Origin of the sequence: Pectobacterium brasiliense (genome assembly GCF_016950255.1) — a bacterium.
Classification (GTDB): Bacteria; Pseudomonadota; Gammaproteobacteria; order Enterobacterales; family Enterobacteriaceae; genus Pectobacterium; species Pectobacterium brasiliense.
This window is the reverse complement of the sequence record NZ_JACGFN010000001.1, coordinates 1,276,792-1,302,574: the sequence shown is the minus strand read 5'-3', so window position 1 is coordinate 1,302,574 and position 25,783 is coordinate 1,276,792. Positions and strand designations below refer to the sequence as shown.

Annotated in this window: 25 protein-coding genes and 2 pseudogenes; 16 read left to right on the top strand and 11 right to left on the bottom strand. The window is 46.7% G+C overall.

Annotated features, from left to right (window positions below):
• Positions 1-66 precede the first annotated feature (66 nt).
• The 10 genes from H4F65_RS05945 to H4F65_RS05900 all read left to right on the top strand — a co-directional run bounded on the left by H4F65_RS05945 (position 67) and on the right by H4F65_RS05900 (position 7,877).
• Complete coding sequence (locus H4F65_RS05945; protein ID WP_010284450.1) at positions 67-795, top strand: MerR family transcriptional regulator; 729 nt, start codon at positions 67-69, stop codon at positions 793-795.
• A 228-nt stretch (positions 796-1,023) separates the two neighbouring features.
• On the top strand, positions 1,024-1,458 hold the full coding sequence (locus H4F65_RS05940) for a nuclear transport factor 2 family protein (RefSeq protein WP_010284451.1): 435 nt from the start codon (positions 1,024-1,026) through the stop codon (positions 1,456-1,458).
• On the top strand, positions 1,455-2,174 hold the full coding sequence (locus tag H4F65_RS05935) for an SDR family NAD(P)-dependent oxidoreductase (protein ID WP_010284455.1): 720 nt from the start codon (positions 1,455-1,457) through the stop codon (positions 2,172-2,174). Before H4F65_RS05940 ends, H4F65_RS05935 begins: the two co-directional genes overlap by 4 nt.
• Positions 2,171-3,433, top strand: coding sequence for an NAD(P)/FAD-dependent oxidoreductase (locus H4F65_RS05930; RefSeq protein WP_010284457.1), 1,263 nt, complete (start codon positions 2,171-2,173; stop codon positions 3,431-3,433). Before H4F65_RS05935 ends, H4F65_RS05930 begins: the two co-directional genes overlap by 4 nt.
• Before the next feature lies 1 nt (position 3,434).
• Positions 3,435-4,157 carry a DUF1365 domain-containing protein gene (locus H4F65_RS05925; RefSeq protein WP_010284459.1) on the top strand — a complete coding sequence of 241 codons (723 nt, stop codon included), beginning with the start codon at positions 3,435-3,437 and terminating at the stop codon, positions 4,155-4,157.
• Positions 4,154-5,374 (top strand): SAM-dependent methyltransferase, encoded by a 1,221-nt coding sequence (locus H4F65_RS05920; protein ID WP_010284461.1) that lies wholly within the window; start codon positions 4,154-4,156, stop codon positions 5,372-5,374. The genes H4F65_RS05925 and H4F65_RS05920 overlap by 4 nt, the downstream gene beginning before the upstream one ends.
• Entirely contained in the window at positions 5,371-5,856 is a 486-nt protein-coding gene (locus H4F65_RS05915) for a DUF2878 domain-containing protein (RefSeq protein ID WP_010284465.1), read from the top strand. The genes H4F65_RS05920 and H4F65_RS05915 overlap by 4 nt, the downstream gene beginning before the upstream one ends.
• Positions 5,853-6,380, top strand: a complete 528-nt coding sequence (locus H4F65_RS05910) for a hypothetical protein (protein WP_010284468.1) — start codon at positions 5,853-5,855, stop codon at positions 6,378-6,380. Before H4F65_RS05915 ends, H4F65_RS05910 begins: the two co-directional genes overlap by 4 nt.
• On the top strand, positions 6,377-6,904 hold the full coding sequence (locus H4F65_RS05905; protein WP_010284469.1) for a DUF3833 domain-containing protein: 528 nt from the start codon (positions 6,377-6,379) through the stop codon (positions 6,902-6,904). The genes H4F65_RS05910 and H4F65_RS05905 overlap by 4 nt, the downstream gene beginning before the upstream one ends.
• A 13-nt stretch (positions 6,905-6,917) precedes the next feature.
• A complete protein-coding gene (locus tag H4F65_RS05900) occupies positions 6,918-7,877 on the top strand; it encodes a YbgA family protein (protein ID WP_010284481.1) in 960 nt (319 codons plus the stop codon).
• A gap of 837 nt (positions 7,878-8,714) precedes the next feature.
• Here H4F65_RS05900 and H4F65_RS05895 read toward each other — a convergent pair.
• Positions 8,715-9,865, bottom strand: a protein-coding gene (locus H4F65_RS05895) for an IS3 family transposase (RefSeq protein ID WP_085996947.1) whose coding sequence is annotated in 2 segments (ribosomal slippage) — positions 8,715-9,607 and positions 9,607-9,865 — 1,152 coding nt in all. Because the reading frame shifts where the segments join, the coding sequence is not laid out codon by codon here.
• Positions 9,866-10,179: 314 nt separating this feature from the next.
• Between H4F65_RS05895 and H4F65_RS05890 the strand changes: the two genes are divergently transcribed.
• The gene (locus H4F65_RS05890) at positions 10,180-11,199 is read left to right on the top strand and encodes an alpha/beta hydrolase (protein WP_010284496.1); all 1,020 of its coding nucleotides are present in this window, start codon (positions 10,180-10,182) and stop codon (positions 11,197-11,199) included.
• 305 nt (positions 11,200-11,504) lie between these two features.
• Here H4F65_RS05890 and H4F65_RS05885 read toward each other — a convergent pair whose 3' ends face one another.
• Both H4F65_RS05885 and H4F65_RS05880 read right to left on the bottom strand, forming a co-directional pair.
• Positions 11,505-12,392, bottom strand: a complete 888-nt coding sequence (locus H4F65_RS05885; protein ID WP_039320398.1) for a L,D-transpeptidase family protein — start codon at positions 12,390-12,392, stop codon at positions 11,505-11,507.
• A 33-nt stretch (positions 12,393-12,425) separates the two neighbouring features.
• Positions 12,426-12,739: pseudogene (locus H4F65_RS05880) on the bottom strand (helix-turn-helix domain-containing protein).
• Positions 12,740-13,197: 458 nt separating this feature from the next.
• On the opposite strand from H4F65_RS05880, the pseudogene H4F65_RS05870 reads away from it, so the two are divergent.
• A pseudogene (locus tag H4F65_RS05870) lies at positions 13,198-14,187 on the top strand (IS630 family transposase).
• A 234-nt stretch (positions 14,188-14,421) separates the two neighbouring features.
• Here the strand turns inward: H4F65_RS05870 and H4F65_RS05865 are convergent.
• The 5 genes from H4F65_RS05865 to H4F65_RS05845 all read right to left on the bottom strand — a co-directional run bounded on the left by H4F65_RS05865 (position 14,422) and on the right by H4F65_RS05845 (position 20,622).
• Positions 14,422-15,618 carry an MFS transporter gene (locus tag H4F65_RS05865; protein WP_039320401.1) on the bottom strand — a complete coding sequence of 399 codons (1,197 nt, stop codon included), beginning with the start codon at positions 15,616-15,618 and terminating at the stop codon, positions 14,422-14,424.
• An 80-nt stretch (positions 15,619-15,698) separates the two neighbouring features.
• Entirely contained in the window at positions 15,699-16,265 is a 567-nt protein-coding gene (locus H4F65_RS05860; protein ID WP_052051620.1) for a TetR/AcrR family transcriptional regulator, read from the bottom strand.
• 623 nt (positions 16,266-16,888) lie between these two features.
• Positions 16,889-18,250, bottom strand: coding sequence for a PTS transporter subunit EIIC (locus tag H4F65_RS05855; protein WP_010284507.1), 1,362 nt, complete (start codon positions 18,248-18,250; stop codon positions 16,889-16,891).
• A 44-nt stretch (positions 18,251-18,294) separates the two neighbouring features.
• Entirely contained in the window at positions 18,295-19,722 is a 1,428-nt protein-coding gene (locus H4F65_RS05850) for a glycoside hydrolase family 1 protein (protein ID WP_010284508.1), read from the bottom strand.
• 177 nt (positions 19,723-19,899) lie between these two features.
• Positions 19,900-20,622, bottom strand: coding sequence for a MurR/RpiR family transcriptional regulator (locus H4F65_RS05845; protein WP_072014229.1), 723 nt, complete (start codon positions 20,620-20,622; stop codon positions 19,900-19,902).
• Between the two features lie 385 nt (positions 20,623-21,007).
• Here H4F65_RS05845 and H4F65_RS05840 point away from each other — a divergent pair, with 385 nt between their 5' ends.
• The 3 genes from H4F65_RS05840 to H4F65_RS05830 all read left to right on the top strand — a co-directional run bounded on the left by H4F65_RS05840 (position 21,008) and on the right by H4F65_RS05830 (position 22,825).
• Complete coding sequence (locus H4F65_RS05840; protein WP_159398235.1) at positions 21,008-21,952, top strand: ArdC family protein; 945 nt, start codon at positions 21,008-21,010, stop codon at positions 21,950-21,952.
• 319 nt (positions 21,953-22,271) lie between these two features.
• Positions 22,272-22,508 carry a type II toxin-antitoxin system CcdA family antitoxin gene (locus H4F65_RS05835; RefSeq protein ID WP_010287535.1) on the top strand — a complete coding sequence of 79 codons (237 nt, stop codon included), beginning with the start codon at positions 22,272-22,274 and terminating at the stop codon, positions 22,506-22,508.
• Between the two features lie 2 nt (positions 22,509-22,510).
• On the top strand, positions 22,511-22,825 hold the full coding sequence (locus H4F65_RS05830) for a CcdB family protein (RefSeq protein WP_010287537.1): 315 nt from the start codon (positions 22,511-22,513) through the stop codon (positions 22,823-22,825).
• A 33-nt stretch (positions 22,826-22,858) separates the two neighbouring features.
• On the opposite strand, the gene H4F65_RS22125 is transcribed toward H4F65_RS05830, so the two are convergent.
• The gene (locus H4F65_RS22125; protein WP_039320862.1) at positions 22,859-23,113 is read right to left on the bottom strand and encodes a hypothetical protein; all 255 of its coding nucleotides are present in this window, start codon (positions 23,111-23,113) and stop codon (positions 22,859-22,861) included.
• 185 nt (positions 23,114-23,298) lie between these two features.
• On the opposite strand from H4F65_RS22125, the gene H4F65_RS05820 reads away from it, so the two are divergent.
• Complete coding sequence (locus H4F65_RS05820) at positions 23,299-24,159, top strand: EamA family transporter (RefSeq protein WP_010287540.1); 861 nt, start codon at positions 23,299-23,301, stop codon at positions 24,157-24,159.
• On the opposite strand, the gene H4F65_RS05815 is transcribed toward H4F65_RS05820, so the two are convergent.
• Entirely contained in the window at positions 24,156-24,650 is a 495-nt protein-coding gene (locus H4F65_RS05815; protein WP_010287542.1) for an Lrp/AsnC family transcriptional regulator, read from the bottom strand. The genes H4F65_RS05820 and H4F65_RS05815 overlap by 4 nt on opposite strands.
• Before the next feature lie 378 nt (positions 24,651-25,028).
• Positions 25,029-25,775 carry a MobC family replication-relaxation protein gene (gene mobC, locus H4F65_RS05810; protein ID WP_039320867.1) on the bottom strand — a complete coding sequence of 249 codons (747 nt, stop codon included), beginning with the start codon at positions 25,773-25,775 and terminating at the stop codon, positions 25,029-25,031.
• Positions 25,776-25,783: the final 8 nt, after the last annotated feature.

The following is a 25,783-nucleotide window of genomic DNA, read 5'->3' as shown; positions in this document are numbered from 1 at the left end:
CGCCGTCATTCAACCTGACGTTATTCGTAGTATATTGAGAGCATTGTTTACTATCAGGCTGAGTACATGTCTTACTCCATCGGTGAATTTTCCCGGCTTTGTGGGATAAATGCGACGACGCTCCGCGCCTGGCAGAGTCGTTACGGCCTGCTCAAACCGATGCGCACAGAGGGTGGCCACCGGTTGTACAGCGATGACGATGTCCAACAGGCGTTAAAAATTCTCGACTGGGTGAAAAAAGGGGTCCCGGTCAGCCAGGTGAAACCGCTGCTGGCTCGCCCAGGCACGCGTCGAACAAATAATTGGCTTGCCCTGCAGGAAAGCATGTTGCAACGGTTGAAAGAGGGAAAAATCGAATCCCTGCGCCAGCTGATTTACGACGCGGGCCGCGAGTATCCGCGTACGGAACTGGTCAGTGAGGTATTGCGTCCGCTGCGCAGCAAAGTCTCGGCCAATATTCCGGCGATGATGACCCTGCGCGAAATCCTCGACGGCATCATCATCTCCTACACGTCGTTTTGCCTTGAAGGGGATAAAAGAGCGCCAGGTGATAACTATCTGATTACCGGTTGGCATCTGAGCGATCCATGCGAAATTTGGCTCGAAGCGCTCATGCGCACCGGTCAGGGGCTTCGCATTGACGTCCTTCCCGTACCGCCAGCCACTCTGGCTCCGGAGGTTTTCCCGGAGCGAAAATGGCTGCTGGTCACCACCTGTAAACTCACCGCGGCTCGCAAAAAACAGATTGACCTTTGGCAACAGCACGTCGCTTCCTTAGACGTCATTCCTCTGTAATTCCGCTTTTTCATCTCCCAATCCTTCACTTCGCTGCCACCTGCAAAGGTGGCGGACGGGTAACGCTTTCTAAGAATAGAAAGTTTCACCTGTAAAATGAACATAAGCAATATATTGATATTATTATCAAATAAAAAATAACCTCGGTAAAACTTGGACAAATAAAAATAATTGTGTAGATTTTAATTATGCGATTACGCCACGTTGTTCAAAGCCCAGGTGAGACTCATGAACACATTGTCATCCGTCATCAACCGATTTGTGGATTACTACGCCGAGCTGGATACCCAGCAGCCATCGGCGCTGGCCGCGATTTATCATCCGGATGCTTCGCTTATCGATCCGTTTGGTGAACATGAGGGGCTGGTTGCGATCCAGCGGTATTTCACCCATCTGCTGGCTAACGTTGAGCAGTGCCGCTTTTCCATTAACCCTTCCCTCAGCAGCGGCCATCGCTTTGCCGTAACCTGGACCATGCACTGGGCCCACCCGCGAGTTGCCGGGGGAGACGCGCTTACCCTGGAAGGATGCTCAATCGTGGATATTCAGGACGATCTGATTATTCGTCAGCGCGATTATTACGACGCTGGAGAGATGATCTACGAACACCTCCCGTTACTGGGCTGGGCGGTACGCGGTGTGAAAAGGAGGGTGCGTTCATGAAAACGGTCCTCATCACGGGTGCAAGCTCTGGCATAGGCGAGGGGCTCGCAAAATCCTGGGCCGATGACGGCTACCGCGTCATCGCCTGCGGGCGGGATCCAGATCGGCTGGAGGCGTTACACCAATACAGCCCAAACATCACCGCTAGGTCGTTCGATATGACCGATCCTGAGGCCTGCCGTCAGGCGCTGTCCAACTGTGCTGCCGATTTGGTTATTCTCTGTGCGGGAACCTGTGAATATCTGGATCATGGCGTTGTGGATGCCGCGCTGGTGGAACGGGTGATGACCACCAATGTTCTGGGGCCGGTAAACTGTCTGGCCGCGCTACAGGGGCAGCTAGTTTCGGGAAACCGCGTGGTGCTGGTCAGCTCCATGGCGCACTGGCTGCACTTCCCACGGGCAGAGGCTTATGGTGCATCGAAAGCGGCGCTGACCTGGTTTGCCAATAGCCTGCGTCTGGATTGGGAACCAAAAGGGATTGCCGTCACGGTCGTCTCGCCGGGCTTTGTTGACACGCCACTGACCCGCAAAAATGATTTTTCCATGCCCGGTCAGGTGAGCGTGGACAGCGCCGTGGAGGCTATCCGTCGTGGTCTGGCTAAAGGGAAAGACCACATCGCGTTCCCGACAGGCTTCAGCCTGATTTTGCGCCTGCTGGCAGGGCTGCCTAATTTTCTTCAGCGCGCGTTGCTGCGCAGGATGGTGCGTTCATGAACATTGCTATTATCGGCAGCGGTATCGCCGGGTTGACTAGTGCCTGGCGACTGGCCGGACACCATCAGGTTACGCTTTTCGAGGCTGAACCCACGTTAGGTGGGCATACCGCTACGGTTGATGTCACCACTCCGCAAGGGATGTATGCCATCGATACTGGGTTTATCGTCTATAACGACCGCACCTATCCGCGTTTTATGGGCCTGCTCAGCGAGTTGGGCATCCGTGGGCAAAAAACGCAAATGAGCTTCTCCGTGCATAACCCAGAGAACGGTCTGGAGTATAACGGCCATACTGTCGCTTCGCTGTTTGCCCAGCGTCGTAATCTTGTCAATCCGACATTCTGGGGGCTGCTTAAATCGATCGTACGTTTTAATCGATTGGCAAAAGAAGCGTTGGCGGGTGAGGTGGACGAGAGCGCTACGCTACAGACTTTCCTCGATCAGCACCATTTCAGCAGTTTTTTCGCCCGTCATTACATTTTGCCGATGGGAGCCGCTATCTGGTCGTCGTCGCTTCAGGAGATGCGCCGCTTCCCGCTGCCGCTGTTTTTGCGTTTCTTTGAGCACCACGGTCTGCTGGATATCGCTCATCGTCCGCAGTGGTACGTGGTGCCCGGCGGTTCACGGGAGTACATTCGCGCTATGCTGGCACAGCTGGGCGATCGCCTGACCCTTCATCTCAACGCGCCGGTACAGAAGGTGATACGCCACGACGGAGGCGTTCAGATCCAGCTTGAGGAGTCGAGCTATACGTTCGATCAGGTGATTTTCGCCTGCCATTCTGCGCAGGCATTGGCGATGCTTGACGAGCCGACGCCGGCCGAACGTGAAGTACTGGGGGATATCGGCTGGCAGCGTAACGAGGTGGTGTTACACAGCGACCCGCGCTGGCTGCCGGTGCGCCAGCGCGCCTGGGCCAGTTGGAACTATCGCCTGAGTGAGCGTGAACAGGATAGCGCCTGTGTCACCTATAACATGAATATCTTACAAGGGTTGCCAGAGGGTAGCCCCCTGTTCTGCGTTACTCTGAATCCGGAAACACCGATTGACGAGCGCTATGTCTGGAAGCGCTTTGTCTATGAACACCCGCTGTTTAACCCCAAAAGCTGGCGCGCACAGGCGCGCCGCGGTGAGATTAACGGCTGTCAGCGGAGCTGGTATTGCGGGGCTTACTGGTACAACGGTTTTCATGAAGATGGCGTACGTAGTGCACTCGATGTGGTGAAGGGGATCGCCGCCGCAGGAGAGGGGAACTGAAATGAACAGTTGCCTGTATCAGGGAGTTTTACGCCATCGGCGGCTCCAGCCGAAAGTGCACCATTTTCGCTACAGTATGTTTATGGCTTGGCTCGATCTTGATGAACTCGACGTGCTGCCGTCGGCAGGCATCCGCCGTAACCGATTTGCTGCTGCCGCTTTCCACGATGCGGACTACCCGCTCGGCACGCCGCTCAAAGACAACGTCCTTGACCGGCTTGAAAGCCTGACCGGCGAGCGACCTGATGGTCGGGTTATGCTTCTGACCCAGTTGCGCTATTTCGGGTTCCACTTTAATCCGGTCAATTTTTACTACTGCTATGACCATATGGGCATCCTGCGCTGGATACTGGCCGAGGTGCGTAATACTCCGTGGAACGAGCGCCATTACTACGCGGTCGATGGTCAGGAGGCTCGCCCGCTGGAAAAGGCGTTCCACGTCTCCCCCTTTAACCCGATGGACATGGTTTACCACTGGCGTTTCAACAGCCCCGGTAAAACGCTGCATATGCATATCGAAAATCACCAGGAATCCAAAGTATTCGATGCCACGTTGGTGCTGCGCCGTGAACCACTGACGCGCGCAAACCTGACGTCACTTCTACTGCGTATACCGTTGATGACGCTGAAAACTGTGTTCGCTATTTATTGGCAGGCGCTGAGGCTGTGGCTTAAGCGTGTGCCGCTGTACAACCATCCCGTTAGCAGGAGTGAACGCTCATGACCGATCCCGTCTTTGCGCTTGAACCCGACATCCCGCGCAACGCTCGTATCGCGCGCTGGCTGCTCTTTCGTTTGCTAAGTGGTATCCGCGAGGGCGCGATCACGGTACGTGAAGGGGCACAGACTTTCCATTTTGGCGATGCCGCCGCCGCACTGCGCGCCGACGTGCAGATCCTTGCTCCAAGCGTGTACTGGCGTTTGCTGACTGGCGGTAGCCTCGGCGCTGCTGAAGCCTGGATAGACGGCGAGTGGGAGACGAATCAGCTCACCCCGCTGTTGCAGATTCTTGCGCTCAACAGCAAGGTGCTAGAGCAGATGGAAAGCGGCTTTCGTCTGTTGGGCAGGCCCATTGAGCGGCTTCGCCACTGGACGCGGCGCAACCATCGGCAGCAGGCGCGGGAAAACATCGCGGCTCATTACGATCTGGGCAATGAGTTCTACGCACATTTTCTCGATGAAGAACTGCTCTACTCCAGCGCGCTGTTCACCGCCGACGAGCAGGATCTTACTCTGGCCCAGCGGGCAAAGATGGCCCGTCTGTGTGAACAACTGACGCTGACGGCCAGCGATCACCTGCTAGAAATTGGCACCGGTTGGGGGGCGATGGCGGAGTTCGCCGCTCGTCATTACGGCTGCCGCGTCACCACTACCACGCTGTCGCAGGAGCAGTACGACTGGGCGAAAGCGCGGATTGCCCGCGCGGGGTTGCAGGATCGAGTGCAAGTCCTGCTGTGTGACTATCGCGATCTGACTGGCGAGTTCGATAAGCTGGTGTCGGTCGAGATGATAGAAGCGGTAGGGCAACGCTACCTGCCAGCCTTCTTCCGCACCTGTCAGGCACGTTTGCGCCCGGGAGGGAAAATGGTGATTCAGGCCATCACCATTCAGGATCAGCGCTACCGCGACTACAGCAAAAGCGTCGATTTTATCCAACGCTACATCTTCCCCGGCGGTTTTTTGCCAAGCATTACGGTGATGAGTGAGCTGATGACGCGACACACCGATTTTGTCGTCCGCAATCTGTTCGATATGGGGCCTGATTATGCTCGCACGCTGGCACAGTGGCGGCAGCGGTTTGTACATGCCTGGCAGGATATTGAAAAACTCGGTTTTGATGACCGGTTTCGTCGTATGTGGCTCTACTACTTTGGCTACTGCGAAGCCGGATTTAATGCACGCACTATCAGTGCGGTACAACTGACCGCGGAGCGCGTATGAAGCGCTATGTGCAGGTCTTTCTGATGGCAATCGCGTTCGATCTCTACTGGACGCTGGTGGTGTTGTTTCGTGAACGAGGCCTGTTTTTGTGGCTTGCTCTCGCGATACTGGCCTGCCTGATGCTGTCGCCTGCACACCGTCTTTACGCCCTCCTGCTCGCCGCGGTGGGGAGCGGTCTTGATGCGCTTTGGGTGTGGGCGGGGCTGATCGACTTTGATGGCGACATGCTGCTGCCGCTGTGGATGGTGGCGCTGTGGTTGATGTTCGCTACCGTCTGGACTGAACTGACCCGCACGACCACGCTGCCGGTGTGGCTACTGACGTTGCTGGCGACCTTTGGCGGGCCAGTGGCGTACATCATCGGTGAACGTCTGGGCGCGATGACCTTCCTGAAGCCTGACATTATCGTCGCCAGTTGGATGGCGTCGGGCTGGCTGATTCTGATGCTGTTTTTCCACATGTTGATGGGGAAGCGACAATGAGAACCGCGTTATTGATGTTGCTGTGGCTGACGGCCATCACGCCCGTCGCCCATTCCGCCGACTGGTTAAGCTGGCGCAAAGTGGGTGATGCAACCCTAACCTGGGGGCCGTTCACCGTCTATACCTCCCAACTGCTCACGCCCGACGGCCGGTATAACGGTCCGGAACAGGATCAGGCGTTGATTATTACCTACAAACGCAATATCGACCGCGACGAGCTGGTCGAGGCCACTCGCGATCAGTGGCAGGCGCAGGGCATTCTGGCGCGCGAACCGCAGAGTGAATCCTGGCTGCGTATGCTGCATTCCCTTTGGCCCGACGTCACACCGGGGGCGCAACTGGCCTTTGTGTTTAACGGTAGGCAAGGGCAATTCTGGTACCGCGCCTCGGCATCACAAAAAAGTTTTGTCCCGCTCGGTCCGAGCCAGCCTGAAACCTTCAGTACATATTTTCTGGCCATCTGGCTCGATCCTCGCACGCAATATCCCGAACTGCGTCAACAGCTGATCGGAGGTAAAAAATGAAACGTATTCTGACACTGTGCCTGATGCTGGTAATGCTGACAGGCTGTAGCACAGAGGTTACTGACTACCGACATCAACAGCCGTCACTAGATATCTTCCAGTATTTTCAGGGGAAAACCGAAGCGTGGGGCATGGTGCAGGATCGCAGCGGTAAACAGCTGCGTCGCTTCCACGTCGACATCACCGGTAATGTCATCGGCGACACGCTGACGCTTAACGAGCATTTCGTCTATGACGACGGTGAGCAACAGCAGCGCGTGTGGCATATCCGTCGCATTGCTGCCGATCGCTACGAGGGCACCGCGGGCGATATTGAAGGTGTGGCGACAGGTCAGGCTGCGGGCAATGCTTTTAACTGGCATTACAGTATGAACGTTAAAGCTGACGGTCGTACCTGGCTGTTGCACTTTGACGACTGGATGTACCTACAGGATGGCACGCATCTTTTTAATAAAACAGAGATGAAGAAATTCGGGATCACCGTCGGGACGGTCACGCTTTTCTTCACCCGAAATACGCAGTAAAGAGGGGAGTGCCATGACTATTCAACCCGTCATTGGGATCAGCGGATGTTTAACCGGCTCAGCCGTACGGTTTGACGGCGGGCATAAACGCATGAACTTTGTCATGGATGAGCTGGCGCAGTGGGTGACCTTCAAACCCGTCTGCCCGGAGATGTCCATCGGCCTGCCCGTGCCCCGTCCGGCTCTACGTCTGGTACAGACGGTGGAAGGCGACATCCGCATGCGCTTCAGTCATGCCCCACACGACGATGTAACGGAGAAAATGGCCGACTTCGCCGAGACTTACCTCTCACATTTGGGGCAACTGTCGGGCTTTATCGTTTGTGCCAAATCGCCGAGTTGCGGTATGGAACGCGTGCGGCTGTATGACGAAAAAGGCAATCGCGGGCGTAAAGAGGGAGTTGGTCTTTTTACCGCTTCATTACTGGAGAAATACCCGTGGTTACCGGTTGAAGAAGATGGTCGCCTGCACGATCCGGTGCTGCGGGAGAACTTTGTCGAGCGTGTTTTCGCCCTGCATGAGCTGAACACTCTGCGTGCCAACGGCCTCACGCGCCGCGCGCTGCTGGACTTCCACAGCCGCTATAAACTTCAACTGCTGGCACACCACCAGGTGGGCTACCGTGAGATCGGGCCGTTTGTCGCGTCGCTTCATGAATGGGAAAACCTGGATGATTTCTTTGTGGCCTATCGCGAAAAACTGATGACAATCCTGAAGAAACCCGCTTCGCGGAAAAATCACACCAACGTGCTAATGCATATTCAGGGTTATTTCCGTAATCAGTTGACCCTCCGCCAGCGTGGTGAACTGCGCGAGGTGATCCTGCACTATCGCGATGGACTGTTGCCCATCCTCGCCCCACTTACGCTGCTGAAGCACTATCTGGCCGAATACCCTGACCGCTATCTGCTAACTCAAAATTACTTTGACCCCTATCCGCAGAGTTTGGGTCTTCGCCTCCCGGTTCACTGAGTGAAAAAGAGGGAAAGGCCATGATAAATGGGTCAAAGATTACTTAAAGAGATGGATGAGCTGGCAATCATTAATCCAGAAACAGTCATGTTTCTCTGGCTGGGTAAACGTCATCGTTTCATTGTCAGATAGGTGCTGACATCCATCGCATAAAAGGTTAAGTGATTTCACAAAGGTATGCCTGACAGGATGGGCTCGCAAAAGAGCTAGCGCTGGCACGAATGGGAAAAGGGTTTGCTAGTGTGCCATGGTGCCAGTCTCGGGCATTTCCGTACCGTTTCTTTGAAGGGGGTTGCGGATGGTTTCACGTTGCGGATTTTTAAGTCGTTAAGAGGCATTTGGGGTCACTCCGTCATCGAACCGGAAAGACCCCGAATCTGACCACCAAATTCTTCCGATGAGGAGGGAAAACTGAAAAAGCATAGGGAAGGATTTTCACGTGAAAATATTGAATAAATGGATAAAAACAAAAATCCCGCTTAAGTTTCCTTAAGCGGGATTTTCTAAATTTGGCTCCTCTGACTGGGATCGCCTTTGCCAGTAACTGGCTAATAAATAAGCTAAACCTGAATTGCTAGTCTGTCAAGACCACCAGAATGACCACCGAAAGTTGCTGATTACATATAGATAGTTTGAGCTGTCTTTGCTGAATGTGGTGATTGGGTTATGGCAATAATGAAGATTCACATGTTTTAAAACGTTACATGCATCATACTTGGGCTGGAGTTCCCTACGCGCACTCTATCAATCGGGGAGAGCAATGTGAAGGGAAAGGTGGCATCGACGATCATCTGTTTTGGCCTATAGTGATCCTACCCACGTAATGTGGACACAGCCCTAAGCGAGGTTCTGGTTTTCAAATTGTTCCGGGCTGAGACCGCCGCAAGCACTGTGGCGTCGCCACCGATTGTAATCACACTCGATATAATTAAACACCGTTGTTCGCATTATTTCCCGGCTGATAAAGCGTTCCCCGTGGATGCATTCCACTTTCAGTGAATGGAAAAAGCTTTCCACACAGGCATTATCGTAGCAACAACCCTTTGCACTCATGCTGCCATGCAGATTATGCCGTTTCAGCAGAGTCTGGTAATCCGCTGAACAGTACTGTCCGCCACGGTCGGTATGGACAATAACGTTTTTCGGTCGCTTCCGACGCCAGAGCGCCATCTGTAACGCATCACACGCCAGTTGCGCCGTCATTCGTGACGACATCGACCAGCCAATAACGGCCCGTGACCACAGGTCAATGACCACCGAGAGATACAGCCAGCCCTCGTCCGTGCGAAGATACGTGATGTCGCCTGCCCACTTCTGGTTCGGGCCGCTGGCTATGAAGTCCTGCTTCAGCAGGTTTTCCGATACCGGCAGGCCATGTTCACGGTAGCTGACCGGACTGAATTTACGGCTGGCTTTCGCCCGCAACCCCTGACGGCGCAGGCTCGCAGCGGTGGTTTTGATGTTGTACTCCGGCAACTCATCAGCAAGACGTGGCGCACTATAACGCTGTTTTGCCCCAGCGAATGCCTTACGGACAGCCTCATCGCAAATGAGCCGGAAATGCTGGCGCGGGGTTATCTGACAACGACGCCTGCGCCAGACATACCAGCCGCTGCGGGCAACCTGAAGCACCCGACACATGGTTTTGATGCTGAACTCTGCCTGATGCTTTTCGATAAAGACATACTTCATTTCAGGCGCTTCGCGAAGTATGTCGCGGCCTTTTGGAGAATAGCCAGTTCTTCATCGCGCTCCGCCAGTTGGCGCTTCAGACGCGCATTTTCGGCAGCCAGTTCATTCTCTCGCTCTGATGAGTTCATCTGCTGGTGTTGTTTACTCCGCCAGTTGTAGAGCTGGGATTCATACAAGCTGAGTTCACGGGCAGCAGCAGCGATTCCAATACGCTCAGCCAGTTTAAGGGCTTCATCGCGAAATTCGGGTGTGTACTGTTTGCGGGGTGTTTTGCTGGTTGGTACTGGTTTTGTCATGAGTAATCACCTCTGGTTGAGAGTTTACTCACTTAGTCGCGTGTCCACTATTGCTGGGTAGGATCACACTTACATTGAGGTTCAGCATGTTCCCAAGTAGACGTGATTCATATCAAGGGAGTACGCTGTTGGTGATAACCATGATTTTGAGTTATTATTCAATGGAATAGTGTTAAGGATGCAGAGGCTTCTATGAGTTCATTTAGTGAAACTCCGATTGCAAAAAATTATGAATAGTAATGATGCTAACTCAATGAAAATTAGTAGATATGTAAAGGAAGATTAATGATTTTTCATCACAAAATGAGGTTGCTATGAAGCCTTCAAAAAAAATAACTTTTATGGCTATTTTATCTTTTTCTATACTACCACAAACTTTACTAGCTCAGGTTAATATCATGAATGATAAAGAATTTAATGAGGTTAGGGAACAATTGAAATTCGGTTTTCCCGGCATTCCTGATAAGGATGTGTTGCAGTACTCAAAGGACGGTGGTAACTATAAACCAGCGCCTGAACTATTAAATGTAAGTGGTGTTCCTAAGGGAAAAATAACCGAGCATACTTTGGTGAGGAGTAAAGCATATCCTGATGCAGAACATAAATACTGGATTTATATACCAGCTAATTACAATGATAAAAAACCCACAAGATTGATGGTGTTTTTAGATGGTAAATCTTATTTAGAGTATGGGAAAGAGAAAAAATATTCATTCCCAATACCTAATGCTTTAGATAATTTGATTTATCAAAAGCAAATCCCACCAGTTATAGCGGTATTTATTGATCCAGGTAGTAAAGGGGATGGGTTGCCTATTTACGGTGGTAGGGATAATAGAAGCCTGGAGTATGACTCAGCTGATGGCAGGTATGCTGACTTCTTAGTCGATGAAGTTTTGCCTCTGATTCAGAGTAAATACAATATAGCTAAAGATCCTGCGTGTCGTGCAGTTATGGGTGCTAGTTCTGGAGGATCTGGAGCTTTTGGTGTTGCATGGCATCGACCAGATGCTTTCCGGAAAGTTATTTCCTCAATAGGTAGCTACGTTAATATTCGGGGAGCAGACCGTTATATTTCTGCTGTAAGGCAAGAAGAAAAAAAACCAATAAAAGTGTTTTTACAGGATGGTAAGAATGAGATTGATACGATTTTTGGTAACTGGAAACTGGCCAATGAACAAATGGCATCATCTTTAGATTATAAGGGCTATGATTATCGATTTGAGCAAGGTGACGGGGGGCATAATTATTTTCACATGGCTTCTTTGACAGGTGATGCATTCCGCTGGATATGGAATGATAAATCAGATGGCGACACCTGTGTTATAAAATAAATCCAAGCAGTTTATATTAAATGTGCGTAATTAAATTTAATTACGCACATTTTCATTGGATGAGAGATTTAATTATTAGGCGGGTGCGTCGCCAATTTAGTGTTTTATCCCGCATAAGACAATACTTATTTTGAGTAAAATAGGGTTGTTATTTCCTTCCGATTTGATGTTGGCATTTTCATCTAGGTGTCCACAGCTAATTTTCGTTATAACCCATACGTGCCACATCAATCTTTACCATAGGAAATTCACAAATACAATACGTTATACAACACTAAGCGTTATTCAATACCACTTCCTCTATGTTACTTTACACGCGTAGGGATTCCTGAGCGTCTCTCAATCTCTCTATCTGAAATGACGGAGTCAATATTACTTTCATTAATGAAGGCATTAACTTTCTTGTTAAGTGAAGTGGGGATCTTTATATTTGATTCAAATTCTTGACGAGTTCTGGATAGTGGTTCATGCACCTCAATCCAATGAGTTCCATCCGGCTCTAAGCTTACTTTAATCGGCTCGTTAATGAATTGAACCCTAGTACCATTTGGAACGTTTTCAAATAAATATTTGATGTCGTCGTTTCGCAGACGTACACAACCCTGACTTATTCTCAAACCAATGCCAAAGTTTGCATTGGTACCATGTATGGCATATAAATTACCTATGTAAATAGCATACAAACCCATTGGATTCTCTGGTCCTGCAGGAAAGAAAGCTGGTAGTGATTCCCCCCTCCGAGCATAATCTCTATGGGTTGCGGCTGTAGGAGTCCATGTTGGTCCTTCTTTCTTATATTTTACGGAGGTAACCCAGTTTGTTGGTGTATCACGGCCAGCCTGTCCAATTCCAATCGGTAAAACCTCAACTGTATTGCTCCCTTTAGGATAATAATACAGCCTCATCTCTGCTACATTAATAACAATCCCCTCTCTAATCGTGTCGGGGAGAATTAATTTTTGCGGCACCTTCAGCTCTATTCCTGATTTAGGAAGGAGTACATCCACGCCAGGATTAGCCTCAAGCATGTTGCTCAAGCCCTGTTGATATTTAGCTGCAAAAAACTCCAGAGATTTTATGTTGTTATCGGGTGTAGTGATTGTTAAGGTTTCACCAACCAAACGCCCACCGTTACCCGGTAATTCGTATGATACTCCCATAGCTGTATTACTTATCGAAAGAATGCCGATCATTAATATCTTATTGAAAAAAGACAAAATCACTCCTTATATCATACGTGCGAAAGAATTTTTAATTGAAAGTCGCATAAAGCGTCTTAAAAACTGTAACGTTATCTGAGCGTGTTTTATCCCACATGCTCTTACATATCTAGCCAACGTTTCAATACTGGCTCGAATTACATTTGACTCCATGCGTGATACAGTAGGCGGAGTGACACCCATGCGTTCAGCAACCTGAGTCCTTGTTAATCCAGCATGACTGCGCCACTCTGCAAACGTAGCTGCAGTCTTTCCTTACGTTCTTCAACTTCATAGGCAGCCTGTACATCGGCGTTTGATATTAATTCACTCTTAACCATCTCCCATGCGATACCTTTAACTTTTTTATCAAGTATCTCCTCAAGACGCTCAAAGGCCATTGTTATCTCACTCGATGGGATTTTTTGTGTCTTTTTAGGAAAAACTCTGCGTAGATAGATATGCCTGCCTTTTCGGTAAACATAAAGCCCTCTCGCAACATCTGTGCTGTGCCCATCGTTTTTAAATCAAACAATCCATAACGGAGAGGTTTGCTGTCTGGCTCACGTAAAGCAGTTGCGTTCCTTTTAAGTATATAAATTAGTCAAGTCACCTTCGGCCAGATTAGTGGCGGTAGATAAGGCAGTTCATTCGGTAACTCATTGTGCAATATTACGTTAAAAACAGCGTAGCACTACACCTATCAATGTTAGCATAAAAGGCTACTTTATCTAAAGACTAACATCGAACGCTGTTCTTCTATACTGAGGCACCAATACCCCGAACCGAACGACGCCTGATGCAGAAAACTATCCATAGAACACGCGACAAGAACCATGCCCGCAGACTGACAGCCATGTTGATGCGACACCGGGGTCATCGTGTTACCGACGTTGCCAGAACGCACTGATGCGCCCGTTCATCCGTCGGGCGCTGGCTCAACTGGTTTACTCTTTATGGCACTGAAGGTCTGATATCGCTGCGTCCGTGTCGTCAACGCCAGTGGTCATTTTAGCAAATTTGCGCACTATTGGTACAGCTTATCAGACGCTGTTCAGCTGACTTTGGCTATCAAGGCTCCCGCTGTAGTACTGAACTTCTGGCAATAAAAATCAACGAGATAACTGGCTGTAAACTTCATCCCTGCACGATCTGCCGCTTGCTACCTTCTGCGGGGCTGGTGTGGCACAGAGCAGCCCATATCCTGCATATACGCGATCCACAGAAGAATGAAAAAATGGCGGCCATCCGCAAGGCTCTGGATGAATGCAGCATTGAGCATCCGGTGTTTTACGAAGATGAGGTGGATATCCATCTTAATCCCAAAATGGGTGCGGACTGGCAGGTCCGAGGGCGGCAAAAACGGGTGGTCACCCCGGGGCAGAATGAAACATATTATCTGGCAGGCGCGTTGCACAGTGGCACAGGAAAAGTGAGCTCCGTGGGCGGCGGCAGCAAAGATTCGTCTTTGTTTATCAGCCTGCTGCAACACCTGAAAGCGACATACCGCAGGGCAAAAATGATCACGCTTATCGTGGATAACTACATTATTTACAAGAGTGAGAAAACTCGAAACTGGCTGAAAGATAATCCCAAATTTAACGTTATTTATCAGCCGGTTTACTCGCCATGGGTTAATCATGTTGAACGGTTATGGCAAGTGTTGCACGATACAATAACCCACAATCATCAGTGCCGTTCAATGTGGCAACTGTTGAGAAAAGTTCGCAATTTTACGGAAACCGCCAGCCCGTTTCCCGGAAGAAAGCATGGTCTGGCAAAAATGTAGCGGTATTAGGCGCAGCTATTTAGCTTTTTCATATGCTAATAAACCGGAAGCCTGTCATACTGTAGACAGGCCTGCACTTGCCTATTTTAGAATAACCACGTTCGAGAAAAAAAACTGATGATCAGCGAAACTGAGTTGTGAGAAAATATTATTGTTTATGAAAATATGAAATGCACCTTACTCAGTCAATATTGAGCTTTTGGGGTGCAATATATTTCATTGGTTTTTATATGTCTATTTAATAAACTTTAGGGCTATATGTTTTTTTTCTTTATTTATGATCAGCGGTGCAATAATAAAGGCAATAACAACCAGAATCATTACAGGCAACATTGCAAGGCGAAGTCCATTATGTTCACCAATAAAACCAAGCATTGGTGGCCCCACCAAGAATGCAACATAACCTAGAGTAGCTGCAATTGATACTCGAATTTGACTATTTCCTTTCCCTTCAGCTGCTGCAGAAATCGCTATAGGAAAGCCCAGAGACGCCCCCAATCCCCATAATATCACTGCAGCTACCGCAGCCTCAGGAAATGGGGAATAAATTACCATCAACAAACCGGCAGCTGCAAACAATGCACTCAGACGAACAACCATACTCTTACCCAGTTTTCTTATTACCGGACCTCCAGATAATCGTCCGATAGTCATTGCAAGTGTAAAACCTGCATATATAAGGGTACCTGAAGTTTCATCAAACCCATGCCCGTCTATCATCAACAAAGGTAGCCAGTCATTAGCGGCACCTTCTGCCAAGGCCATAGCAAGAACAATAAAACCAATGATAAGCAATTTAGGATCTTTGAGTTCTGTAAAAGCAGCTGCAAGACCAGATTTTCCCGTTTTCACTGTGCCAGAATATCGGCTATTCTGTGGTGCCTGTATTATTAGTACCAGTGCAAGTAACATATTAAAAGCTGAGACTAAGTATAAATGTCGTTCAATAGGTATCTGGTATGCTGTAAAAATCATGCCAGTTACTGCTCCTACAAAAGTACCAAGGCTAAAGCAACCATGAAGGGTAGTCATTAGGCCTCGGCCAATGGCTTTCTCTGTCGTTGCTCCTTCAACATTTATTGCAATCTCTGTCCAGCCTAGACCTACTCCAAAAATTACCATACCTGCAAATACAGAGAGCATATGCTGTTGGGTACTACTGACACCAATAACCATAAGACCTGCAGACAGCATAAGCAACCCAGTTAGTATTACTATTCTCGCGTGGAAAATAGAGATGAGCTTACTAGAACTGAGCACACCTAACATTGCACCTGAAGAAAATCCAAACAGAATAAACCCCATCTCTTCCGTTGAGGCAGATAATGTATCCCTCAGTGCAGGAGTTCTTGTAATCCAAGACGCTAGAGCAAACCCCGGCAATAGGAACAGTCCGCACAGGGATAATAAGCTCAGTTTCTGTAATTTCATGAAGACCTCTGAAAAAAAATACCGTACACCCGTACGACGCATATCGTCGTACAGGTGTACGGTATTAGTCAAACTATTTTTTAGAGTTCAGCTTTATTTTTAGAGGAAGCGTTAGCAATGAGAGAAACACAACGACGAACCTCTTCTCTGGAAATCACATCGGGATTCAAATGACGATGTATAGTGAATCCTTCAATCATTGCATCAAGAGAGCTGGCTGTTTTAAGATCATAATGTTGGTATAATGCATCACGGGATTTATCCATCCATTCAGTCATGACCGTCTGGTATTGAGGCTGCCGGGAGGCAAAAGCATAGAGTTCAAAACTTAGTAGCATGTGACGGGGAGTCGCCCAAATGTCACCACAAATCAAATCAACTACAGCTTCGACGGCTTCATCGGGTTTGCGAGCATCCATCAAACGTTTTCGGAAGACTACTGCTATCTGAGAAACCATTTTGCGAAAAGCAGCGTCAAGTATCTCATTAATACTGGAAAAATAGTATGTCATCGTACCAGGGGATACACCTGCTTTGGTTGCTATACGCCTGAAGGTCGCGCCAATGACCCCTGTATCGAGGATTACTTCAAGCGCCGCATCAACAATATGATCTTTAGTTGTTGAGCCTGTTTTAATTCCATTCATCGGATATATCTGCCCCATAGCCATTAACTAGCAACAAGCATACCATAGAAATCTAATACAAAAGTCTATCCATTTAACTGGTTGATTTAATTGGATAATTTAAATATAGTATATGTTTTATTCTGTAGCCCCTGATAAGAGATTTCGGTAACTGTAGGAATCAATGAGTTTTCATATATTAAAAAACATCATGAACGGTTAACAAATTTGATGGCATACCTATCCGTAAGACTAATGATTCCTAGTTAAAACAAACAACCTATTACTACGAAAATGATCATTTAAAAACGTTGAAAATCGTCAGGAAAAGAGTATGAATAGCTGCATCATAGAATTCTTCAAAAGACACAGAGCATGAGAAATCTATATTTTCTCCAACTGTGGAACAATTTATATATCTTATATGTGAAAGTAATGAGTAGATTTCTACTAAGAAATTATCAGGCTTAAATAAATATTAACTGACGACTATGAGAGGTTAAAAAATTGAAAAATAATCTACATAATTAATAAAACTCGTCTTATGACTAAAATATTAAGTAATCAAACTGAAAGTATAGGATCCGGGTTAATACCGGATCCAAGCATTAATAGTATACCATGGTTTATTGAGATTCTATAGCCTATACGCTTTTAGTCATTTTCTTTTCATAACCAAATATAACTGTAAGAATTGCGCCAAGTAATAATGATGTAAATGCACCGATAATAAAGAAATGCATCGGTTTCTCAGCGGGTATAGAAAACAAATTATGGAATACTAGTGCTGTCATCTTAACGTTAAAGAATCCATTAATAGCACCGCCTGTAGCTCCAGCAATAATATAAATTGGAATAAGACGTTTATATCTTAATAAAATTCCATAAAGAATTGGTTCTGTTACACCCGCAAGCATTGCTGTGACAGCAGCAGAACCTGATAAAGCATTTAGTTGTTTTTCTTTACGTGAACGAATCCAGACCCCTATTGCGATTCCCATAAGCGTATAAACAGATGCAGCCTCGCCTATAGCACCTATAGGATCACCTCCAGTGCGAATATTCTCTAATTGGATTGGTGCCAGCCCCCAATGGAGCCCGAGTGCAACAAGAAATTGATAAGTAGCACCAAGAAATGCGCCAGAAAGAATACCGTTAAAATCAATGATTTTTGTAATGCCAGAAGCAATAAATCTACCAGCATCAGTACTGAATGGTCCAAAAAAGAGGATAGTTAGAGGGACGACTATCACCATTGCTAACATAGGGACAAGGAAAAGCTGTAAGTCTTGATGTATAATTCTTTTCAAGAATTTTTCAAGATGAGCATAAATAAAAATACTTACAAATACCGGAAAAACATTATAAGCATAGTCAAGTGGAAGCATCGAAATCCCAATGAATGTAGACTCGGTACTTGCTGTAATTAATGACGTAAAAGTTGGTTCTAAAAGTGCGGCTCCGATTGCACCAGAAACGAATGGATTCACTTTTAATTTCATACCAATAGTAACACTGAGGAAAACTGGTAGAAAATAAAATATTGAGTTTGAAGCTGCGAAGAGAACTTTATATGTTGGTTGCTGTTCTGTTAACCATTCTAATAATATTGCCATTGTTAGAAATGATTTAAGAATGCCTGCACCACAAAGTGCAGGAAGCAAAGGTGTAAAAGCACCTGAGATTAAATCAAGAATATATGGGATTACTTTTACTTTATTTACTCCTTTGTCATTATTTTCTTCAGTTGATAATGAAATATTGTTTAAGGTTGAATCAATTAAAGAAAAGACTTCTGAAACATGTTGTCCTATAACAACTTGGAACTGGCCGCCGCTATTGATAACCGCCATAACGCCATCCAAATTTTTAATCTTATCCTGGTGTGTATGACTATCATCTTTGATAGTGAAACGTAAGCGTGTGGCACAATGTGATACTGAGACTATGTTATTTTTACCACCAACATATTCTATAATATCATTCGCTAGAATTGAGTATTTCATATTATTTAACCTTCAAGAAAGGCAGCGTGAGCTGCCTTAGAAATTTAGTATTTTACTTCAGCGCTTAAGTCTGAACCATTTGATTCAATTACTTTTTTATACCAGAAGAAACTTTTCTTTCTAATTCTTGATAGATCACCTTCGTTATTCTCATTTCGATTAATATAAATTAATCCGTAACGCTTTTTAAAACCTTCATGGGTGCTGACAAGGTCCATTGCTGACCAAGGACAGTAACCGAAAATATCAACACCATCATTTATCGCCAATTGAAGTTGCTGTAGATGCTCACTCAAATAAGAAATTCTAATATCATCATGAATTTTATTGTCATCAGTGAGTGTATCATAAGCACCTATTCCATTTTCAGTTACAATGAGAGGCAGGTGATATCTGTCATGTAGCTCTCTACAAGTTATTCTAAAACCTATAGGATCAATGAGCCAATTAAAATCATTAATAGCTAGATTTTTATTATCAACGGGTACAAACGTTGAATCGTCTACTCCGGATATATTATCCTCAAGGAAATGACGTTGTTCTCCATGGCCATCACGACTTTCAGATGCAGTAACAGAATAATAATAGTTAAAAGCAATAAAATCAGGCTTACCAGACTTAAGAATCTCCTTATCACTCTCTGATATATCTGGTGTATATCCCATCTTTTCAAAAAACGCCCATGCTATAGCGTTATATTCACCATGACAAGCAAGATCAAGGTATAACCAGTTTCTTATAGCAGAAAAATTTTGAGCAGCCAAATAATCTTCTGGTTTGGCTGATGCAGGATAAATACAGGATATGTTTGGAGCAGGGCCTATTTTCCCATTTATTACTAATTTATGACATAAATTATATACTTTAGCCTGCCCTACAGTCATATTGTGATTTTGTTGATACAATTTCTTGAATTTATTCTCATCATTTTGAGAACTTGTTCCTATAGCATCTCCTTGAAGAATCATCATATTCTGCTCATTGATAGTGAGCCAATATTTAACTCGATCGCCGAATTCACGAAAACATACTTCAGAATACTCTAAAAATGCATCAATGGTCTCTGGGTTTGACCATCCACCATTTTTTTCTAGTGAAAGAGGTAGGTCAAAGTGATATAATGTTACTAGTGGTGTTATTCCTTTCGAAATTAGTTCATTTATAAGATTATTATAAAAATCTATTCCTTTATAGTTTATTTCACCACGTCCATTAGGCATTATTCTTGCCCACGATATTGAGAACCGATAAAGATTCATTCCCATTTCAGAAAATAGAGCGATATCTTCTTTATACCGATAATAATGTTCACTACCAACTTTAAAATCTGATATACCCTCAGAGAACTGAGCTGAATCAATTACAGACAGACCTTTACCATCTTCATTCCATGCACCTTCACACTGATATGCAGAAGTTGCAGCCCCCCAATAGAAATCTTGTGGAAATGGCTTTAAATTATCAAATTTCATTTTCCCTCACTTCGCCGAGCATGGCAGTAATTAATATTCAAACCTGAAACTATCGTGTTAGTTGTGCGTAAACTAATCCAATAATTTTAAGTTGTGAAATAAATCACATTTATCGCAAAGGAAAAAACAACTTGTTTTTTATTTAAACATTTTTTCGTTATTTAATAACATATATTTTTATGGCGTATTACGCATGCGACAAATAGTTTCAACAATATATAAAACCGGGATCTGGCTAGTAATATTATAATCATCATTAAGTTTTGTTTGCTTCATGTTATAGCTTATAGATGATAAAGTATTCGTAACTATTGATGATGATGGATTACTTGTTATACACATTGTATTTATTCCTGAAAACGTAAATCTTCGAGCTAATCCCACTACCTCTGGGGTTTCTCCTGAAACAGAAAGAAAAACAACTAACCAATTTTTATAAAAGTTTACATCAATAGGAAAGCCCGGATCATTAATAAAATGCGCTGTGATTCCTACATTTGAGAGAACCCTTGCACTGTACTCTGAAAGAATTCCTGATGTGCCTAAACCGATGAATAAGACAGCTTGGCTATTATTAATTTTAGTATAGAAATCATTTATAGAATTGCCTAACTCTAAGTTATTAGACACTCTAAAAAAACCCAGCAACTCCTCTGAAAATATTTTACCTTTAGAAAAATCATTATTTTTGAAATGCTCATTTAACTTGTTTTTAAATTCCTTATATGATCCACATCCCAATTTATGACAAAATTTGATTATTACTGTCGTGGAATAACCACATAAAGAAGAAAACTCTCGGATAGTCATGAATGGAATTTTTGCATGGTTTTTTATAACAAAATCATATACTTCCATTTCTTTGTCTGAAAAGTTTTTGACCCTATCTTTTTCGAACATCAGCTATCTCACATGTTATTAAATGGAAGTATTAAAGAATCAACATAACCACATAATTTAAATGTTGATACTATAAAATCAACTATATTGTCTTCAACCTCAAAATACTATGAGTTCAGGTCTGAACTCATACCATTAAATTCAACCCCAAACCCATTTCACCACTGCGTAGTAAGGGGCGCTACGCCTGCCTATGCAGAGTCTGTTTTGTCTCCCGCGTGATTTCTGTACCCGTATCAGCTTCCGGCTAATCGTTTCCCAACACAACCCGTCCCGCAAGGGTAAATGGCACGCATTCTGCGCCCTTGCGTGCCGGAACGATGTCGGCAAAGCGAACCGTCAGGCGATACGAAGACGAAATTCACACCACTGACGGAGAAAAAACATGACGACTTCCCTGCATACCCAGACTAGCGCCCCTAACACCGCAGCGGCGACCAGCGTATCCCCGCTGGAGCAGTCAGGCTCCTCAAAAACGAAATTTTCTAAAACCAAAACAGATATTTATCAGACCGTCACCGACAGCATCATCACCGCGCTGGAAGCTGGCGTGAAGCCCTGGACGTGTCCGTGGCAGCGAGTGCCGGGCATGTCTGGTTTACCTTCCAACTTTGCAACCGGTATTGCGTATAGCGGAATGAATATCATGCTGTTGTGGTGCAGTGCGTCAGAACAGGGCTTCGGTGATCCACGCTGGATGACCTACAGACAGGCGCAGGCAGTAGGCGGGCAGGTTCGCAAAGGCGAACACGGCACGACAGCCATTTTCTATACAACCTTAGAGAAGGAAAACGAAGACGGTGAAATCGACCAGATCCCGATGCTGAAAACTTTCAACGTGTTTAACGTTCAGCAAATTGACGGCTTGCCTCTGACAACTGAAACAGTCAGCCCGGAAGCAACCTTTGACCCGTTGCCGGAGGCTGAAAATCTGTTCCAGAAGAGCGGCGCAAACATCATTGAGAAAGGACAAAACGCCTTTTTCAGACCCTCAACCGATGAAGTCTGGCTACCGGAGCGCCATCTGTTTTCAGATGCAGCCAATTTCTATGCTACTGGCCTACATGAGCTGGTTCACTGGAGCGGTGATAAAAAACGACTTAACCGTGAAATGAAAGGGAAGTTTGGCAGTGCAGATTATGCGGAGGAGGAATTAGTGGCGGAGCTGGGAAGTGCTTTTCTGATGGCGGATTTGGGGATTGTTGGAGAGGTGCAGCATGAAAGCTATATTGCCTCATGGCTCCAGGCGCTGAAAAACGATAAGCGCTATGTTTTCAAAGCGGCCAGCGCCGCCTCAAAAGCGCATCGTTATCTGATGGATAAGATTTGAGTCGGAGATGATAAGTCGCAAAGGAGTGCGGCTTTAACCTTATATCGGGGTAGGGAAGGTGAGAGATGTTTAAATTTCCCTGCGAATTTTCCGGGCATTCAATGCCCGGAAAATTCGCAGGCTGCGGGTGCGGGCGGCAAAGAGCCCGCGCATCCCGCAAACGGCGTTTGTACAGCGGTAATTGCTGTAAACGACAGCTCAGGTATGACGACTGACTTTGAAGTTTGCAGGACTGCAACGGTAGCAGGGCCTGTTTTTAGTGTTATGATAAGTGTATTGTGCCGTGTAATTCACACGTATTTCATGCAGGAGAGAAACCATGACCGCGAAACAACGCAACACGCAGAGCGTGACCATGACAGTAGAGCGTGCCTTACTGGTCCGGGCGCGTGCAGCGGGCATTAACCTGAGTGCCACCCTGACAACCGCCCTGGATGCAGAGCTTCGCCACCATGAAGCGAAAAAATGGCAGGAAGAGAACAGGGAAGCCATCGACGCATTAAACCGTTTTCATGATGAGCAGGGTTGTTTCAGCGATGAATACAGGACGTTTTAACCATGCAATTCACTGTATACGGTAATACTGGGAAAAGCGTCGTTTACCCGCTGTTGCTCGATGTCACGAGCGATATTATTGGGCAATTGAATCGTCGGATAGCGATCCCATTGCTCCCTATTGAAAAGTATCCGGCAGGCCGCCGACCGGATCGACTTGTCCCCGTCGTCAGGCTGACGGACGGCAAAGAATACGCCGTAATGACCCACGAACTGGCTAGTATCCCTGTCCAGGCTCTGGGTGCGGTGTTTTGTGATGCGTCGCAGTACCGTTCTCAGGTAAAGGCTGCAATAGACTTCCTCATCGATGGGTTCTGACGTTTCTTTCTATGCTGTGAAACAGGCATGCCTTTAATCGTGGCTGACGGGAGCCTGTTCAAGTTCGTCTATCGTGCGGAAGAGAAACATCTCCCGGTTTTTCGCATCAAACGGAACTGAAATTCCGTTACTTACCACCGTCCTGATACTGTCAAACAGCCTAACCAGACCGTTGCTGTTAGCATCCAGAAAATTAGTCCACCATTGCAGCATCAGACGGCGCTGTTCAAGGTGCTTGGTGGCTTTACTCTCTGTCCGCTCCGTGCCAGAAGCGGATGTTGCTTGCATGATCCCAGAATAGCCGCTCAAAAAATTAAGATGTTGTTGTACTGGCATAGCATGACCATTAAGAGTTTTTTGGTCAAAGTGCTGGCAAATATCAATCAGTAAGCTTGTTCAGAGGAGCTTTATAAGAAAACTGATCATGTTCAAGCTGTAAAATTTAGAGCCCAACCTCTCAGAAATATATGCTCATGCGAACAAATCAAAATCTTCCTTTTCTGGCTGCATTTTCCGGTATGGTTTCGGTGCAGACTGGTGCTGCCTTCGCCAAGACGCTGTTTCCTGTAGTCGGTAGTGAAGGAGTGGCTGCGCTGCGGCTTGGCATTTCCGCTGTCATCTTACTTGTGGTGTTTCGCCCGTGGACGTTATGCAAAAATGAGATCTCCTGGAGTGCAATAACTCTGTATGGCACTGTCCTTGCTCTGATGAACCTGCTTATTTATCGGGCTTTTTCCTATATTCCAGTAAGTATCGCTATATCAATCGAGGTGATGGGGCCACTGACAGTTGCCCTGTTTACGTCCCGACAGAAAATCGATCTGCTCTGGATACTACTGTCCGCTTTCGGCATGTTCCTGCTGGCAGCAGGAGACATACACAATGCCATTGATATACGGGGCGTTGCCTATTCTCTTGCTGCTGCAATGTTTTGGGGGCTCTACATCATTATAGGAAGGAGAGTATCAGGCGGCGGTGGGCGCTCTGTTGCGGCGGGCATGACGGTTGCCGCACTGATTGCGGTTCCGCTCGGAACCGCTCAGGCAGGAGTTACGCTGCTGATGCCTGGCGTGCTTCTTACAGGGATCTGTGTGGCGCTGCTGTCGAGCATGTTACCTTTTCTGCTGGATATGTATGCTATGCGCTTGCTTCCCTCGCGTGTGTTCGGCGTTCTGCTGAGCGGTTCTCCGGCGGTAAGTGCGTTTGCCGGGTGGATTATTCTTCATGAAGAACTGAGCCTGACGCAGTGCAGCGGTATACTGTCCGTTATGGCCGCTTGCACAGGATGTTCGCTGTTCGCACGCCGACGTAAACTGCCTTATGGTGATGCTTAATCATTCAGACCGAACAGAGGAACCTTCATTCCCGTTTTGACCGGGTCAAGAACGATTAGCGTTTTGTAGGTCAGAATGTCCTGATTATCAGCAAAATGCTGTCTGACGAGGCGTTCAAAATGCTGTAAATCGCGAGCGATCATAATAATGATGAATGAGACGCCCCCGTTAACGAAGTAGCACTGCTGGATTTCATCAACGTTGCGAAAATAGCGCTTGGCTCTGTCCATGACGATGCTCCGATCCTCAGTAAGCCGTGATTCGATCACGGCCGTAACCGGATTACCCACATATGCCGGTTCAATGAGCGCAATATTTGCCCTGATAACTCCTTTATCCTCAAGTCTGCTGATACGACGCTGAACGGAGGGGGTTGAAAGCCCGACTTTTTCAGCTATGGCCGAATGCGGGAGGCGATTATTCGTCTGCAACATATCCAGGATGGACAAATCAAAACGGTCCAGGTTGTCTCGCGTGATTTTTTTTCTCATTGGGGGGCCTAAATGAGTAAATACGGCTATTGGGATGAGCAAATGAATCATTTCATTAGCTACTGTAATTTATCATAGCAATACCTGATTTGCAGAATTTACCTGAAAGGAGATGCCATGAAAGAGGGAAGCCGGATAGTGATCGGTACTGTGATTTGTGTCGTTTTGATGTATTCAATTCTTATTTGCTACTCACTCACCTGATGAACGGGCTCAGATTGACTGTGTAGCCTCAAAACAGATGTATCGGCAATGGACATGCCCTCTGTTGATCAATACACCAAGATTTGAGTCATACAGTCATCAAAATTTGAGGATAACGGCAACGTCCGCTCCTCGCTCTTAGCCGCCCATAAAATTTGGCAGCGCCAGTCCAGCTTATGAATATTGCCTCGGCTCCAGTTGTCGCAGCTCGTCGAGAGTATAAATACGAAAAACATTGCGGTGACGTGCTTCCAGAGGGATAGATTGATGGTTAACGATGACGTGTTTGACGCTGCCAAACAGCAGTTCAAGGGCGCGTTTTTTCTGTAGGTCCGGTACGATATAAAAGACGTAAATCCAGTGTTTCTGCGTCCGGGCCAGTAAGTGGCTGGCGATAATCGACTGATAGCGGGCTTTGGTCTTCAGGCGGCGCTCGGTTTCTACTGCGATGACCTGTCCGTCAGGGAGTGTGATGAGTCCATCCGGACGGTGTTTGACCTGATACTGGCTGAGGAACGTTGAGCGATCGCCGTTTACCCATCCGGATGCGCCTTTTTTCTCCAGAATCAGCCGAGCCACCTGATTATCAAGGTGGTGCTCCAGCGTCCAGCCAGTGATTTTTGACGGTTCAAAGCGTGCCGGGAAAATGTCATCGCCCGGCGTTAAAACGATAGCCAGTCCGTCGCTGGTTATGCCCCACAACGACATTTTCATCGTCCGTGATTCAAAAACATGCTTTTGTATTAACCCCATTCGTTCAGTTTTTGTCAGCAGAGTATACAGCGATTTGTGATCCCTGAAGCCAAACAGCAGCATCAGCGTTTTAAAGTCGCTGTAGGTTTCTTCCTTCAGGAAATTCAGCAGCCTTTTTATCTTTTCGCTGTTGCGGGCGGTGCGCTCGCTATGCGTGGCGATAAGCATTATGCCTC

Bases quoted from the DNA above. Each gene is read 5' to 3' on its own strand.
- H4F65_RS05945 (WP_010284450.1), top strand. From the start codon at position 67: ATGTCTTACTCCATCGGTGAATTTTCCCGGCTTTGTGGGATAAATGCG.
- H4F65_RS05940 (WP_010284451.1), top strand. From the start codon at position 1,024: ATGAACACATTGTCATCCGTCATCAACCGATTTGTGGATTACTACGCC.
- H4F65_RS05935 (WP_010284455.1), top strand. From the start codon at position 1,455: ATGAAAACGGTCCTCATCACGGGTGCAAGCTCTGGCATAGGCGAGGGG.
- H4F65_RS05930 (WP_010284457.1), top strand. From the start codon at position 2,171: ATGAACATTGCTATTATCGGCAGCGGTATCGCCGGGTTGACTAGTGCC.
- H4F65_RS05925 (WP_010284459.1), top strand. From the start codon at position 3,435: ATGAACAGTTGCCTGTATCAGGGAGTTTTACGCCATCGGCGGCTCCAG.
- H4F65_RS05920 (WP_010284461.1), top strand. From the start codon at position 4,154: ATGACCGATCCCGTCTTTGCGCTTGAACCCGACATCCCGCGCAACGCT.
- H4F65_RS05915 (WP_010284465.1), top strand. From the start codon at position 5,371: ATGAAGCGCTATGTGCAGGTCTTTCTGATGGCAATCGCGTTCGATCTC.
- H4F65_RS05910 (WP_010284468.1), top strand. From the start codon at position 5,853: ATGAGAACCGCGTTATTGATGTTGCTGTGGCTGACGGCCATCACGCCC.
- H4F65_RS05905 (WP_010284469.1), top strand. From the start codon at position 6,377: ATGAAACGTATTCTGACACTGTGCCTGATGCTGGTAATGCTGACAGGC.
- H4F65_RS05900 (WP_010284481.1), top strand. From the start codon at position 6,918: ATGACTATTCAACCCGTCATTGGGATCAGCGGATGTTTAACCGGCTCA.
- H4F65_RS05890 (WP_010284496.1), top strand. From the start codon at position 10,180: ATGAAGCCTTCAAAAAAAATAACTTTTATGGCTATTTTATCTTTTTCT.
- H4F65_RS05885 (WP_039320398.1), bottom strand. From the start codon at position 12,392: ATGATCGGCATTCTTTCGATAAGTAATACAGCTATGGGAGTATCATAC.
- H4F65_RS05865 (WP_039320401.1), bottom strand. From the start codon at position 15,618: ATGAAATTACAGAAACTGAGCTTATTATCCCTGTGCGGACTGTTCCTA.
- H4F65_RS05860 (WP_052051620.1), bottom strand. From the start codon at position 16,265: ATGAATGGAATTAAAACAGGCTCAACAACTAAAGATCATATTGTTGAT.
- H4F65_RS05855 (WP_010284507.1), bottom strand. From the start codon at position 18,250: ATGAAATACTCAATTCTAGCGAATGATATTATAGAATATGTTGGTGGT.
- H4F65_RS05850 (WP_010284508.1), bottom strand. From the start codon at position 19,722: ATGAAATTTGATAATTTAAAGCCATTTCCACAAGATTTCTATTGGGGG.
- H4F65_RS05845 (WP_072014229.1), bottom strand. From the start codon at position 20,622: ATGTTCGAAAAAGATAGGGTCAAAAACTTTTCAGACAAAGAAATGGAA.
- H4F65_RS05840 (WP_159398235.1), top strand. From the start codon at position 21,008: ATGACGACTTCCCTGCATACCCAGACTAGCGCCCCTAACACCGCAGCG.
- H4F65_RS05835 (WP_010287535.1), top strand. From the start codon at position 22,272: ATGACCGCGAAACAACGCAACACGCAGAGCGTGACCATGACAGTAGAG.
- H4F65_RS05830 (WP_010287537.1), top strand. From the start codon at position 22,511: ATGCAATTCACTGTATACGGTAATACTGGGAAAAGCGTCGTTTACCCG.
- H4F65_RS22125 (WP_039320862.1), bottom strand. From the start codon at position 23,113: ATGCAAGCAACATCCGCTTCTGGCACGGAGCGGACAGAGAGTAAAGCC.
- H4F65_RS05820 (WP_010287540.1), top strand. From the start codon at position 23,299: ATGCGAACAAATCAAAATCTTCCTTTTCTGGCTGCATTTTCCGGTATG.
- H4F65_RS05815 (WP_010287542.1), bottom strand. From the start codon at position 24,650: ATGAGAAAAAAAATCACGCGAGACAACCTGGACCGTTTTGATTTGTCC.
- mobC (WP_039320867.1), bottom strand. From the start codon at position 25,775: ATGCTTATCGCCACGCATAGCGAGCGCACCGCCCGCAACAGCGAAAAG.